The organism is Bacillus sp. ISL-57 (assembly GCF_018613135.1).
GTDB lineage: Bacteria > Bacillota > Bacilli > Bacillales > DSM-1321 > Peribacillus > Peribacillus frigoritolerans.
On sequence record NZ_JAGGQV010000002.1, the window covers coordinates 63,540 to 78,142 of the forward strand.

At 38.6% G+C, this 14,603-nt stretch carries 13 protein-coding genes and 1 pseudogene; 4 read left to right on the forward strand and 10 right to left on the reverse strand.

Going from position 1 to position 14,603, the window contains the following annotated elements; translation table 11 throughout:
- Positions 1–138: 138 nt before the first annotated feature.
- Entirely contained in the window at positions 139–747 is a 609-nt protein-coding gene (locus tag J7I90_RS03540) for a trimeric intracellular cation channel family protein (RefSeq protein ID WP_214768457.1), read from the forward strand.
- A gap of 37 nt (positions 748–784) precedes the next feature.
- On the opposite strand, the gene spoVK is transcribed toward J7I90_RS03540, so the two are convergent.
- The 3 genes from spoVK to miaA all read right to left on the reverse strand — a co-directional run bounded on the left by spoVK (position 785) and on the right by miaA (position 3,296).
- Positions 785–1,741, reverse strand: coding sequence for a stage V sporulation protein K (gene spoVK / locus J7I90_RS03545; RefSeq protein WP_034313433.1), 957 nt, complete (start codon positions 1,739–1,741; stop codon positions 785–787).
- Between the two features lie 397 nt (positions 1,742–2,138).
- Complete coding sequence (gene hfq, locus J7I90_RS03550) at positions 2,139–2,372, reverse strand: RNA chaperone Hfq (protein WP_034313436.1); 234 nt, start codon at positions 2,370–2,372, stop codon at positions 2,139–2,141.
- Between the two features lie 3 nt (positions 2,373–2,375).
- Positions 2,376–3,296 carry a tRNA (adenosine(37)-N6)-dimethylallyltransferase MiaA gene (gene miaA, locus J7I90_RS03555; protein ID WP_251025135.1) on the reverse strand — a complete coding sequence of 307 codons (921 nt, stop codon included), beginning with the start codon at positions 3,294–3,296 and terminating at the stop codon, positions 2,376–2,378.
- A gap of 512 nt (positions 3,297–3,808) precedes the next feature.
- Here miaA and J7I90_RS03560 point away from each other — a divergent pair.
- A pseudogene (locus J7I90_RS03560) lies at positions 3,809–4,799 on the forward strand (transposase).
- Between the two features lie 160 nt (positions 4,800–4,959).
- Here J7I90_RS03560 and J7I90_RS03565 read toward each other — a convergent pair.
- The 7 genes from J7I90_RS03565 to J7I90_RS03595 form a co-directional block, all read right to left on the reverse strand.
- Entirely contained in the window at positions 4,960–6,210 is a 1,251-nt protein-coding gene (locus J7I90_RS03565) for a sensor histidine kinase (RefSeq protein WP_251025092.1), read from the reverse strand.
- 609 nt (positions 6,211–6,819) lie between these two features.
- The gene (locus J7I90_RS03570) at positions 6,820–8,754 is read right to left on the reverse strand and encodes an FtsX-like permease family protein (RefSeq protein ID WP_214768459.1); all 1,935 of its coding nucleotides are present in this window, start codon (positions 8,752–8,754) and stop codon (positions 6,820–6,822) included.
- The gene (locus tag J7I90_RS03575; protein ID WP_214768460.1) at positions 8,732–9,508 is read right to left on the reverse strand and encodes an ABC transporter ATP-binding protein; all 777 of its coding nucleotides are present in this window, start codon (positions 9,506–9,508) and stop codon (positions 8,732–8,734) included. The genes J7I90_RS03570 and J7I90_RS03575 overlap by 23 nt, the downstream gene beginning before the upstream one ends.
- Positions 9,509–9,606: 98 nt before the next feature.
- Positions 9,607–10,668 (reverse strand): sensor histidine kinase, encoded by a 1,062-nt coding sequence (locus tag J7I90_RS03580; RefSeq protein ID WP_214768461.1) that lies wholly within the window; start codon positions 10,666–10,668, stop codon positions 9,607–9,609.
- Entirely contained in the window at positions 10,665–11,372 is a 708-nt protein-coding gene (locus J7I90_RS03585; RefSeq protein ID WP_214768462.1) for a response regulator transcription factor, read from the reverse strand. Before J7I90_RS03585 ends, J7I90_RS03580 begins: the two co-directional genes overlap by 4 nt.
- Positions 11,373–11,444: 72 nt before the next feature.
- A complete protein-coding gene (locus J7I90_RS03590; protein WP_214768463.1) occupies positions 11,445–11,900 on the reverse strand; it encodes an SMI1/KNR4 family protein in 456 nt (151 codons plus the stop codon).
- A 398-nt stretch (positions 11,901–12,298) separates the two neighbouring features.
- Positions 12,299–12,592, reverse strand: a complete 294-nt coding sequence (locus tag J7I90_RS03595; RefSeq protein ID WP_214768464.1) for a hypothetical protein — start codon at positions 12,590–12,592, stop codon at positions 12,299–12,301.
- A gap of 301 nt (positions 12,593–12,893) precedes the next feature.
- Between J7I90_RS03595 and J7I90_RS03600 the strand changes: the two genes are divergently transcribed.
- Both J7I90_RS03600 and J7I90_RS03605 read left to right on the forward strand, forming a co-directional pair.
- Complete coding sequence (locus J7I90_RS03600; protein ID WP_214770042.1) at positions 12,894–13,319, forward strand: helical membrane plugin domain-containing protein; 426 nt, start codon at positions 12,894–12,896, stop codon at positions 13,317–13,319.
- Between the two features lie 38 nt (positions 13,320–13,357).
- The gene (locus tag J7I90_RS03605; RefSeq protein WP_214768465.1) at positions 13,358–14,539 is read left to right on the forward strand and encodes an NAD(P)/FAD-dependent oxidoreductase; all 1,182 of its coding nucleotides are present in this window, start codon (positions 13,358–13,360) and stop codon (positions 14,537–14,539) included.
- The last annotated feature ends 64 nt before the right edge of the window (positions 14,540–14,603 follow it).

The following is a 14,603-nucleotide window of genomic DNA, read 5'->3' on the forward strand; positions in this document are numbered from 1 at the left end:
GTTAATCATAACAAAAAAATTGAATATATAAAAATTTCCTCAAAACGAAGCTTTTAACCGTTTTAAAAATTACGATACCATGCTAAAATCAAATTTGGCTTTACCATCAAAATCAAAAAGACATAGAGGGACATTCATATGACATGGGAAGTATTAAGCTTAATAGGTACGATTGCATTCGCTATAAGCGGAACCATCATCGCCATGGAAGAAGAGTATGATATTTTAGGAGTTTATATTTTAGGAATCATTACCGCATTTGGCGGCGGGGCAATCCGCAATCTGTTGATCGGCGTCCCCGTTTCAGCTTTATGGGATCAAAGTTTCTATTTTGTCATCGCATTAGTATCCATCACCATCGTTTTTGTTTTTCCTACAAACCTATCAAAGCACTGGGACAGATGGGGAAACCTCAGTGATGCCATTGGCCTCTCAGCCTTTGCCATCCAAGGGGCGATGTATGCCGTGGAACTTAATCATCCAATAAGCGCCATCATAGTATCAGCTGCATTAACCGGATGCGGCGGCGGGATACTCCGTGACGTGCTGGCCGGAAGAAAGCCATTGGTCTTCAGGAAAGAAATCTACGCAGTATGGGCCATCATTGCAGGCTTGGCTTTAGGCAGTGGTGCATTATCCCAGTCATGGCAGCTTTATACGCTCTTTGCCGTCATAACGATATTGCGAGTCCTTTCTTACACCAATAATTGGCATCTTCCTAATAAAAAATGGGTGCCTAAAACATAAATTTGAAAAGCCCGCCAACTTGGTGGGCTTTTCCATGTCATTCTTTCTCTTCATCCTCGAAAATCAAATCTTGGCTGGTAAGCGTCAATAAATCGGATTTTTCAAATGAATCTTCCAGTAAAAGCCGCATCGCCTGCGCCCTTATTGACTTTTCTATTATATTGCGGATATAACGACCGTTGGAGAATGAAATAGGTCCCCGGAATGAACGTAATATGATTAAATGTTCCCTTAATTTCCTTTCGGCATCCCGATTCATTAGATACTCCTTTTCCTGCAGCATCCGATCGGCTATTTCCATTAACTGTTCAATCGTATAATCCGGAAAATCTATAACAAGCGGGAACCTGGAATGAAGGCCAGGATTAAGACTTAGGAAATATTCCATTTCCCTCGAATACCCAGCAAGGATCAAAATGAATTCATGCTGCCGATCCTCCATATGCTTGACAAGGGTATCTATGGCTTCTTTTCCGAAATCCTTTTCGCCGCCTCTTCCCAATGAATATGCTTCATCAATAAATAAGATTCCGCCAATGGCCTTCTTAATTAAATCCCTGGTTTTTTGGGCAGTATGGCCAATGTATTCCCCGACTAAATCTGCCCTCTCCGCTTCAATTAAATGCCCTTTCGAAAGTACATTCATTTTTTGAAACAACTTCCCGATTAAACGTGCAACCGTTGTTTTCCCTGTTCCGGGATTTCCTTTAAACATCATATGCAGCGCTTGCCGGCCAGTCTTCAGCCCCTTTGCCTCACGTTGTTTATTGATGTAAATCCAGGCATATATCTCTTTTATCATCCGTTTCATTTCTTCCATTCCAACCAGCGATTTCAGTTCATCTTCAATCTCTTTCAATGCAACATGCTGGTGGGGGATTTCCTGCACCAAAATTTCTTTTATCGGCAGATCCTTTTGTAGCGCTTTTCTGTTTTCCGCATTAAACACAATATTGATTTGCCCGTTATTTTTCATACGGATCGGTTGTTCCATTTCATTCACCTCTCCATCTTGGACCCTGACTCTAACACCACAATTTTTTATGATGGCATGGCAAATGCTGCATAGCCAAAATTATCCCATCGGAAAACTCGTTTATTCCTTTCGTGATTAAGCCCCATTCCCTTCTGAAAAGCGACTTATTCTGACAAGATTTTTTCATTGGAGGATTAATTACGACAAATCCCATTTCAATTCACCAATATATTAGGGGTAATGTCATTTCCTGCGGTTTCCCGGAAAATAATCCGTCCCTTGATATATATTCAAATAAGGTACGTAAAATTATCGATTCTTTGAAAAAGGACAGAGAAGGGCATGTAAAAAAAAAAAAAAAAAAAAAACAGGTCGCTATTAGCTAAACCTGTTTTTTACATTCATATATATATGATTATTCCTTCACTTCGTAATCAATCTGAACATTACGTTGTGGAGCAAATGTAGAAATCGCATGTTTATAGACTAATTGCTGCTTGCCCTCAGATTCAAATAAAACGGTAAAATTATCGAACCCTTTCACTTGTCCTCTAATCTGGAACCCGTTTAATAAAAATACCGTCACATACGTACCATCTTTACGTAATTGATTAAGAAACTGATCTTGAATATTTACTGATTGTTTCATGTATTAGTCCTCCTCTTTTCTCTCTAAATTTATGTATTCGCCTTCACTGAAAAGCTTTCCTGCTATAAATCCAGATATTTCATGTATTTTTTTTGGAAAACCCTCGAGATCGGTCATATCAAACCAAATTACGTCCATTTTATTCCGGAACCAGGTCAATTGCCTTTTTGCGTATCGACGGGAGTTTTGCTTTAATGCCTCAACAGCTTCATCCAGTGAAGCCCTTCCATCAAAATAATCATAGATTTCTTTATAGCCTATAGCCTGGATCGATTGGCAATCCCTCAAACCTTTTTCATGAAATGACTCCACCTCTTGAATCAGCCCTTGTTCTACCATGACATCAACACGTTGATCGATGCGTTGATATAACTTTTCACGTTCCATTGTCAACCCAATGATGCACGTATCATATTTGAATTCTGTAGGCTGTTCATTCAGCTGCTCACTCATCGTTTTACCAGTACAATGATAAATCTCTAGTGCCCTGATCACCCTTCTTACATTATTAGGATGAATCCGATTCGCGCTTTCCGGGTCAATGCTGCGTAATTGTTCAAAAACAGGATCTATTCCTGACTCCCTTACCTGTTTTTCAAGTCCCTCCCTATAAACAGGGTCGGATGGCGCCTCCGAAAATTGATAATCATAGATGACTGATTGTATGTATAATCCTGTTCCACCGACGATAATGGGAAGCTTACCTCTGCTTTGGATATCCTCGATACAAGCATTGGCTCTCTCCTGGAACTCTGCCGCACTAAAAGGTTCATCAGGTTCTTTAATATCAAGTAAATAATGAGGAATTCCTTCTGTTTCTTCCCTCTTGATTTTTGCAGTACCAATATCCATCCCCTTATAAACCTGCATGGAGTCTCCGCTAATAATTTCACCATTAAATAACTTTGCCATCTCAATGCTCATCTTTGTCTTCCCAACAGCAGTCGGTCCAATGATGACGAGAAGTTTTCCTTTTTGTTGTTTCACAATCTCACTGCCTTATATGATTTTTTCCCTATCTTATCATAATCTCGTTGAGAGCAGCTAAACATCTACCCATTATGTCCAATTGAGGTACTTTTATTCAATTTTCCACTTGTAATAATCGTCATCTTTATTTCTCTTGTATCGGCAGGGTGTCATATAATCGAATCGTAAAAAGGTATGATCCCTTTAGGGTTTGGACGTTGACTTCCACTCCAGGCACTCGCTTTCCGCGGGCGGTCGGGGAGCCTCCTCGGCTTTCGCCTGCGGGGTCTCCCCTAGACGCGCATTTCCCCCAGGAGTCTCGTACACCCGCTCCAATCAACTTTGTCTTACCTTTTAGATAGAACCTTTTGCCTGGAGTCATTTTTGTTTTAAAATAGAAGTATTAAAACTTGAGGTGATGAGAATGCTTTCTAAACCATGATTCTATTCAGCGAGATCAACTTGAAATGATTACTTTAGATCAACTGGTGTGGTGCCACCGAACCATTTGGTTCGCAAAATAGAGGCTGCCATTGACTTCACTTTCATTTATGACTTGGTGAAAGATATGTATTCAGAGATAGGACGCCCAAGTATTGATCCCGTTATTTTAGTTAAACTGACTTTCATTCAATATACCTTCGGTTTTCGTTCTCATGCGTAAAACGATTGAAGAAGTTGAAACCAATATGGCTTACCGTTGGTTCTTAGGCTATGGTTTCCAAAGTACAACGGATTCGAGAGTGGTTACTATGTGAAAGATGAACGAACAAAACAGTTTGCCTATTCATTCCACGCGGCCGCAGACCGTAACGGTTTTGTATTGGGAACGATTGTAACACCTGGAAATATACATGACAGCCAGATCTTAGAGCCACTAGTTAAGTGATTGAAAAAGTTAAACCGGAAGCCGATGCCGCAGATGCAGCTTATAAAACACCAGCGATTACAAGCTACCTATTTAACAAAGAAATCATACCGGCTTTACCTTATACACGTCCTCGCACTAAAGAAGGATTTTTCCGCAAACAGGACTATGTATACGATAAACATTTTGATTGTTACCTTTGCCCTTCGGGCGAGCTATTAAAGTACTCAACAACAAATAAAGAGGGCTATCGCGAGTATAAAACCCCCAAACACATCTGTGCAACATGCTCATTTTTATCTCGATGTACAGAAAGCAAAGACTGTCAAAAAGTGGTGACACGGCATATCTGGCAAACACATATGGAAGAAGCAGACCATCTGCGTCATCATCAAGATGTAAAACCTATATATGCGAAGCGTAAAGAAACGATTGAGCGTGTATTCGCAGATGCAAAAGAAAAGCATGGTATGCGTTGGACTACTTTAAGGGAACTTAAAAAATTGTCGATGCAGGCGATGCTTACTTTCGCTGCCATTAATTTAAAGAAGATGGCCAATTGGACATGGCGAGGTCCAAAAATGGCCTAACATAGTGGGCTCGAAGAGCCCACTATGTTAGGCGAAAATTAAAGGGAATTTCAAAAGGGGTTCAGAATTTTTTAATTCCGAACCCCTTTTGTCTACAAACTGAGGTATGATCCCTTTAGGGATCATACCTTTTTATCAAATGTGTTTCCTTTGGATCAATTTAGCCCATTTTTCCATTTACGGGAATGATCATCGTAACGGTCGTTTCTTTTTCAGAGGACTGTACATGAATCTCTCCATCATACCTGTTCACTAAGTCGTCGACGATGAACAATCCTTGTCCGCGAACTTTGCCCTTTTGTGCCTTTTTGGTTGAAAAACCGCTGGCGAATATATTCTCCAGATCTAATTCCGAAATCATGGGTCCAGTGTTCGTTACCATAAACGTATACTTTTCATCATCAGCTTTACAGGCAATGTTCATTCGGCGTTCTTGCTCTGGCAATTCAATTGTTGCCTCAATAGCATTGTCGATAACATTTGATAATAATTTTATCAAATCGATTGTTTTGATCCGATTGAAGGATTTGGGTGAAACATCAATTTCGATATCGATATTATAATTCTGGGCCGAGAGCCTTTTAGTCTCCAACAGGACAGATAAGCCCGGATGAATCACATCCAATTTCATCGATTCAATTGAATGCACTTCTTTTGAAAGCCCTGTTAAGTATTCGAGTGCTTTTGCGTTCTCCTCTAATTTAAGCAGTCCATGTATCACCTGAATATGATTGGAAAAATCATGCCTTAATGAGCGGACTGAAGCAAATAGAGATTGAAATTCCGATTGATACGTATCTTCCGTATCCCCTACTTCACGTGTCAGTTCCTTTTGATACCATTTTTGAATGACAAAAAAGGTAACCAGCAGCATGATGACAAATCCACCATTATAAACAAGAATGGCAATGCTGCTTTTCAATACCTTGCCGTTAATGGCGTTAATATCTTCAGCGCTCACATCAATGCCCAAAAAACCAATAATGTCGCCATCATTATTTTTCATTGGCACTCCCACAGACAAATACTCACCATACACCGGATCTTCTAGAATCCCGGTAATGAAGCTTTTGCCTTCATACCCCTGTTTGACCTGCTCCGGCGGAACAGTACATGCACCACCGATAGGAAAATCCCCTTTATGATCTTTAGAAAACCCCGTAATCATGCACTTGGATACTGTAGGATTATCAATCATGATGGTATAAACATATAATGCTCCTATTTTTTCACGTGCATCCTCTAAGTAAGCTTTTATATCCATATAATCCCGGCTCTTTACTTGGTTATTGAAAAATCGCTGATAGGCCTCCATATCCATCGAGTCGGCTATAGATCTAGCAGCTACCAAGTTTTGATTAGCAACGGATTTTTGCACAGAATTTTTAATGCTTAAATATGTTGAAAACATATTTAGAAGAATGAAAACAATCAATAAAAGTATGGTCAAATAAAGAAGTGCCCTTAACTTTTTATTTTTCATAGGATTAAACTTACCTCATCTCTAGCAGCTAAAAGTTAACGAACCTATTCTGAGTTTACTATATTAAGGGATAAAGAAATAGGGAAAAATCTAATGTTCTCTATAATCCCAGGCATATAATACTATAATAAATCAAGTAATTAACAGATCACCCACTATTTTTTTGATCATATGACTTTTATATTTTAATCTAAAACAATTTGATTATTAATATTTTCCAATAAATCATTTTATCTCCACAAATAATTATTTTAATATAATTTTTCATAGGAAAACGATAAAAATAAAAGTTGTGGGGTTTGATATTTCTGCTTCAAATAAATAATTTTACCCTTTATATGAAAATATTACAAGAATACAGAGGATTGAGTTGTAAAATCATACCTTAATCCATAGGATTTGTGCAAAATAGTGATTAATTCTCTTTCAATAGTACATATTGACTAATTTATCATCAATGAAAGGCCGTTTCAATGAGAAGACTCCTGAATAAAAAAATGGAATCTGGGACTCAACCCCAGATTCCATTTATAGCTTTTATTTAATCGAATTGATGACTGCCCGCTCATACATCTTTTTAGTTACTTCATAGTATAGCAGTTGAAAAAGAAAATACGTTGCGATGACCATGGCCGAGTAGACAAACAAATTCGACCCCAATAAATTGCTTAATGCCACGTAGGCGACTATGGCATGAATCACCCCTATCAGAAAAGGAGCGAAAAAGAGGATGCGTATTTCCGCACTTAAAATTTTCCGTATTTCTTTTTTTGTCAACCCCAATCGATGAAGGGCATGGATTTGGATTTTTTTATCTTCTAAATTCGTAAAAACTCGCAGATACATCATGCTCCCTTGGACGATAAAGAATAATAGACTGACAAACAAGCCTATAAAAAGAATCAATATGCTTCCCTGTTTCATTTCTTGATAAATCGGAGCTCTTGTTTGCACTTGATTAGGATTATTAGACATTTGTTCGATTTCAATGGATGTTTCCATTGATTCTTCCCAATCTTTAACTTCATACCCCCGTACTCTTGCCATCTCTTTTAATGGCACATCGGCAGTGATTTCATGATACAGCTGATCATCGACCACCATCAGGGTGGTTGCTGCTTTTATGGGTGCGACTATCGATTGATTGCGCTGACCAATCATTGTTACTTGAATGGTTCGATTGCCAAAGTGCAGTTCCTTTTGTTCTCCCTTGTGGACAAATTGATAGTCCAGTCCTCCATAAGGAAAAATATATAATGCTTCTTTTCCTGATAACTTTGCTGGTTCAATTTTTCGCAATGCAGCCGCATTGTTATAATCACTTTCCGAGATTAATAATGACCTATTTTCATTGGATTCCCCCGTTCTCATATCGGGTAGCATGTGGGTAATGGGGACACCAGTCATATTTACTTCGTAAAGGATCTTGAATCCATCTTCCTTTAATGTTTTCTCCACTGCGGATGGTTCAATAACCGAATAAACGGAAGCGTCATTTTCAACCCAGCCAATTGATTGCGGTATGTTATCCACCCCTTGCTTTTTTAAATCTGCACTGAACATGAAAAGTGTTCCAGCAGCTGTCAAAATCACGGCTGTAATGATCGAGGTCAAAAAGAATAACCTGGAATAGTCCTTAATATTGAATATCAGGTTTGTTTGAGTAATTAAATTCGTTCCGCCATATAAGCTTTTCTTCTTCCGGTAAAGCCTGCTGCTTAGAGAGACAATGCTTTGGCTGAATAAAAAATAGGTGCCGATCAGTACGAAGAATACTATGGGCAATACTCGAATATAAGAATTGTTCAACGACATCGTACCTGCCAGATAATAAGAAATGCTTAAGCAAACTGCTGATAATGCAACTAACCACTTTGAAACGAAGGGAGTCTTTTTTGGTTTTTGTTTATCTTTTAGTAAATCGACTACCTCCGTATTTCCTATGTGGAACAATGAAAGGAGCGATAATAGCTGAAATAGCAAAATGAAACCAACAATGGTATAAATAAAGGCCTCGGGGACAATGACAAACGATATTGGTTGCTCTACAGCCAGTAACCAAGAAACTGCCATTAAGAATAACTTTGAGAACAAAAACCCTAAGCCAACTCCAATCAGGATAGATATGAGGGAAACCATCGTTTGCTCCAGGTAAATCAGTTTTCTAAGTTGGGATTTGGACATTCCAAGCAGTGTCAGCAGCCCAAACTCTTTTTTTCGCGGCTGTATAAATGCTGCATTCGAATAAGCGATAAAAAAAACTGAAAATATGATGATCACTATTTCAGCTGCAATGAGTCCCCTGCTAATTAACTGTCCCCCTGGAATATTCGCATGGACCACATCAGGATGAAAGATAAACGATGCATAAATAAAAAAGATTGAGACGGAAAGGACAATACTGAAAAAATAAGCTAGATAACGTTGTGCATTTCCTTGAATATTCCTCTTAGCGAGAAGTCGGATGTTCATGATAGACTCCTCCCAAAACACTTAACGTATCTAAAATCCTTTGATGGAAGCTCTGTCTTTCCCCTCCGCTATGAACCTCCGAAAAGAACCTGCCATCCTTTATGAATAGAATCCGGTCACAGAAGCTGGCGGCAGTTGGGTCATGAGTGACCATGAGGATGGTTGCTCCCTTTTTCTCCTGAAGTGTCGTGAGGGTATCCATTACCTGCTTGGCAGATTTGGAATCCAAATTACCAGTAGGTTCATCCGCTAAAATAATGGAAGGTTCATGAATCATCGCTCTTGCACAAGCCGTTCGTTGCTGCTGACCTCCAGAAATTTCAAAAGTCCTCTTTTCTAAAATCCCTTCTATACCAAGAAGGCTTGCCAACTGATTTACCCTATATTCCATTTCCTCCAGTTTATAATGATCTAACGCTAGAGGAAGGAGGATATTTTCGCGAACGGTAAGTGTATCAAGAAGGTTGAAGTCTTGAAAAACAAATCCAATTTCCCTTCTGCGAAACAATGCCAGGTCCTGATTGTTTAATTCATTAGGATTTTGATCATTTAGAATGACTGTACCTGTGGTGGGTTTATCAATCGTGGCCATTAAGTTAAGTAGAGTGGTTTTCCCGCTGCCGGATGGACCCATCACTCCGACAAATTCCCCTTTCTGTACATTCATGGTGAAATTATGTAACGCCTTATGAAATAAATTCCCCTGCTTTTGAAAATAAGTTTTGGATAGTTGTTCCGCTTTTAAAATCGACATCTTTAAATACCTCCCTTTCTTACCGTAAGTATAATGAATAAAGCGGGAGGCTCCCATCGAAGTTTATTACATAATCGTTTAGCACCCTTACAATTCTGTCACCTTTCATGTAAGGTATTTGTCTTAAAGAGAAACTCCACAGTAGTCCCTTCGGATACAGTCGATTGGATGGTAACGACATGCCCGAGTCTGTTAACGATTTCTTTCACTAGATATAGTCCCATTCCGGTTGATTCTTGTTTGACTCGCCCGTTCTCACCAGTAAAGAATGGTTCAAACACCCGCTTTACATCATGTGGGACGATTCCAACTCCCTGATCTGTTATCCTAAGGAAAATCTCCGACTCTTTTTCAATGATATTGAACGTTATGCTGTCATGTTCTTCCTGCCTTGAATACTTCAGTGCATTAAAGACCACCTGACTAATGGCGAAGTGGAGCCACTTACGATCCGAATGTACATATACATTCTCATGCTCCGTTTCAAGCCTGGGATATATGAACCGTTTGATGAACTGTTTTTTTTCCTCGTTAATTACTTGCTTGACAAGATTAATTAAGTCAACCCGCTCCGATTTTACATCCTCCGAAAAACGCTGCAGCCTTGCTCCATGCAATATAATTTCCAACCCTCTGCGAAATCGATCATTTTCTTCTTCTATCTCTTTAAGATAATCCTTCATTGGCTCATTCGAAAATGTCCTTTTGCCTTCTTGAATCAGTAAGGAAATGACTGAAACAGGTGTCTTCATTTGATGAACCCATTGATGAATCAATAGCTCATATTGCTCCTTCTGTTTGATTTGTTCTTGTAATTGCCCAATGGTTACCTTGTTCATTTGTTGAAAAAGCTCCATCCACAACTTTTGTTCATTTGTCAAAGGTTCCCTAAAGGCTTCGACATATTCAAACGACAGGCTCGGTTCTTGCTTCATCCTTGCTATTTGATTAAGGAAACGGTATTGCCTTATGTAATCGGCGCCTAAAAATATAAGCATCATAAAAAACGCGAGAATAATTAAATAGATGATATTTGAAATCGATATGTGATTCCCCGCTTCCAGAACGGCTAATGCATAAGCAATAATAAGCAGGCCTACCAGTAGAACGGTATAAAATATAAAATAAAGACGGTCTTTTATAAAGGATTTCAGATTCACTTTTCTTCACCTTGCACTATTTTTAGTCGATATCCTTTCCCCCTGCTAGTTGTTATAGCATGCTTGATGCCAATATCCTCAAGTTTTCTTCGTACCCTTGTGACATTGACGGTCAATGTATTGTCATCAACAAATGAATCGTCATTCCATAATGCTTCAAGTAACTCTTCACGAGAGACGATGGTGTCATACTGTCGTAGTAAACAACTTAATAATTTCAACTCATTTTGAGTTAACGTTACCTGATTGTCTTGATATTCGATCATCGCCTTTTCCGTATAAAGAGTTAATCCTTCCATTTCCTTTACTTGCTGATGGAATGAAGATATATCAGCATATTCACCATACACCCTACGTAGGACACTCTTTATTTTCGCTAATACCACTTCCAAATGAAACGGTTTTGTTAAATAGTCATCTCCCCCATATTCAATGGCCATGACTTGGTTCATTTCATCTGTCCTTGCAGAGATGAATATAACGGGAACCTTCGAAACCGTCCTTATTAGCCGGCACCAATGGAAACCATCATAATAGGGCAGATTAATATCCAATAAAACCAAATCTGGCTTTATTTCTTGGAACTCCGCAAAAACTTGGTCCAACTGCTTCACTTCAAAAACCTCATACCCATACCTTTTTAAATAATTGACCAAGATTCCAGCTATTTTGAGATCGTCTTCAACCAATAATATTTTATACATTATTATCTCCTCATTAATATGACAATAAAAAACCTTGAATGGCATGAGCCAATCAAGGGGATTACAATAAAATTAGATTTCCTCCGGGACTTTCAAACCCTCAATGAAGGATTTAAAACTCGATGCAACTTTATAAATGTTTTCATCCTGGCTTGATGGATCCGAATACCAACCCTGATCCCAGAAGTAAACTCCCTTTTCTTCTTCATTATTTATCAGCAAGATTTTACCTGCACATGTATCATTACCTATTATAATGCAATTCTTATGTAAGTCTTCTCTGTTTTCTTCATGCGATTTCTGTAAATCCAGTTCTTTATCTTGAAGCTCTAATCCATAAAGTGCTTGCAAGCATACGAGTGTGTCTAATCCATCTACATAAAACTTACAGTTTTGAACCGTAGTTGTGCCGCCATTATGCTTAAGGAGAAATTGTTTATAGTCTTCAGGAATTTCAAAACCCACAAACTTCTGAAAATTATTCACTGCTTCTTCTGTCGCTTTGCCATATCCAGTAATACTCACCATTGTATCGACTCCATTTCACTTTTTGTAGTAAAATCAATAGAACTAATTGCGGTTTATTAATACCTTTTCTTAATGGAGAACCTTAAATATAAATTATTCATTATTACTTTAGAAAATAATCCTTTTTTTAAATATATTAACATAATTTTACTATCCTTTTCAGTATTTTCTGATATATTTTTTGACAATTTCGTTGCTTTTCACTAAGAAAATAGCTTTTTTTAATCGAAGTTTTGTCGAAAAATCGATAAATTTTATACTTACGCAGATATATCAGAAGTTTTCGATGAAATATCTCCATTTCCGAAAATATATTCCCGATTTCGCAGATAAATATATTATTCTATAAAAAAAGGCGCCCACTTCATCTTCAATATTGGGCGCCTTTTCTCTATTTATCATACAATTTTATAGTCTTCATACGTAATTAATAACCTGCTCATAGAAACTGTCTCAGCACGAAGCTTATTCTTGTCACGACAATAAGCAATGATGGAACTATTAGGAACTTTAGCTGTACAATTCCATTTACTATATTTTTCATTATACCTAGAGGATATTTCGATAATCTCACCACGTACCTTTAACATCCTGCGTTCTACCAAGGGCATCAACTCCAATTCCGATAATAGTATATACCCTAAATCAGATAAAATATTCTTGAAGCTCATTCCGTCAAAGATTATGGACATTATAGCAAACAAAAAGGTGTCTGCTATTGATTTATTACTATAGGAAACGCAAGGTAGAATGTCTCTAATCCCCTCTTTATTTAAGGTATTATAACCAGAATAATCTTAATATTCTTTTGGAATATTAAGATAAATCAAAAAAACCACCAAATAACTCTTAATTATTACGATAAAATTATATTCGTATCACAAAAGAAATATTTGAAATTAAGAGATTAGAGTCGTATGATTAGTAGTATCGGCGGAAAAAACATTAATCAAAATAATTAAGTTTAAAGGGGAATTAGATATGGTAGACGTAATGTCAAAACCTGAACATGAAGCACTTAATATTTCTGCAAACCAAGAGCAATTGGATATCTTAGATCAGCTTTTAAAGCCTGAGGTTCAGGAATCATTGAACACTTTAGTCGAGCAGTTACCAAAACTGACTGAGTTAGTGAATATTTTAACAAAGTCTTATGATTTCGCTCAATCGGTTGCGACTGATGATGTGTTGAAAAATGATACGGTCAGCGCCATTTCGGAGATCGCCACACCTGTAGTCCATTCAGTGAAAGAGCTTGCGGCAAATGCCATCGAAGCTAAGGATCGTGCAGAAGCGAATAATGATGTGATCGGTCTTTTTGGTCTGTTAAAAATGATGAAAGATCCGCAAGCACAAAAGCTTTTCCGTTTCGCCCAAGCTTTTCTTGAAGTCTCTTCAGAACGTAAAAACCAAAAATAATTTGATAACTTTCAATCAGTAAGGACGGGGGATTAACTATGTCAAAACAAATCGTCATCTTAGGTGCAGGTTACGCAGGATTACTATCTGCCTTATCCGTACGTGAATATTACAATAAAGATGAAGTGCAGGTTACAGTGGTGAACCAATTTCCAACGCACCAAATCATCACCGAATTGCACCGTCTTGCAGGCGGATCCATTTCTGAACAAGCCGTTTCCATTCCTTTGGAAAAGCTTTTCAAAGGAAAAGATATCGACCTTGTCATTTCCAAAGTGGAGTCATTCTCGGTCGATAATAAAAAAGTGAAACTTGCCAATGGTTCCACATTATCTTATGATGCCCTGGTTGTTGCTTTGGGAAGCCAAACAGGATTCTTCGGCATTCCGGGACTTGAGGAAAACAGCATGGTCTTGAAATCCGTAAATGATGCTAACAAGATTTACAAACATATCGAAGATCGCATCCGCGAATATTCTCAAACGAATAATGAAGCGGACGCAACCATCGTGATCGGCGGCGGCGGATTGACGGGCGTTGAGTTAATCGGTGAAATCGTGGATCATTTCCCTAAAATCGCCAAAAAGTTCGGAGTGGACTTCAAGGACTTGAAAATCAAGCTTGTGGAAGCTGGTCCAAAAATCCTTCCGGTCCTGCCTGACCACTTAATCGAACGTGCCATGACAAGCTTGGAGGCACGCGGCGTGGAATTCTTGACAGGCCTGCCTGTAACGGGTGTTAAAGGAAATCAAATCGAATTGAAAGACGGACAAACGATAACGGCCAATACGCTTGTTTGGACAGGCGGAGTTGCGGCTCTTCCTATCGTAGGCGAATCAGGCCTTGAAGTGGATCGCGGCAAAGCAACCGTCAATGAGTATCTGCAATCCAAATCCCATAAAGACGTATTCGTTGTCGGTGACAGTGCCGTTGCCTTCCCTCCAGAAGGCGGCCGTCCATATGCTCCAACTGCACAAAATGCTTGGCAAATGGGTGAGCTTGTAGGATACAACCTATATGCAGCATTTGAAGGCAAGAAACTTGAAGAATTCTCACCTGTAAACTCAGGTACACTTGCGAGCCTTGGCCGTAAGGATGCAGTGGCAACCGTCGGGGCCAATAACACGTCCCTTAAAGGCCTGCCGGCTACATTGATGAAAGAAGCAAGTAATGTTCGTTACCTATCACACATCAAAGCCCTATTCAGCCTGGCTTATTAATTTTAACAATAAAAGAGGACCATTCATCTTTTGATGAATGGTCCTCTTTTGATGAATGGTCCTC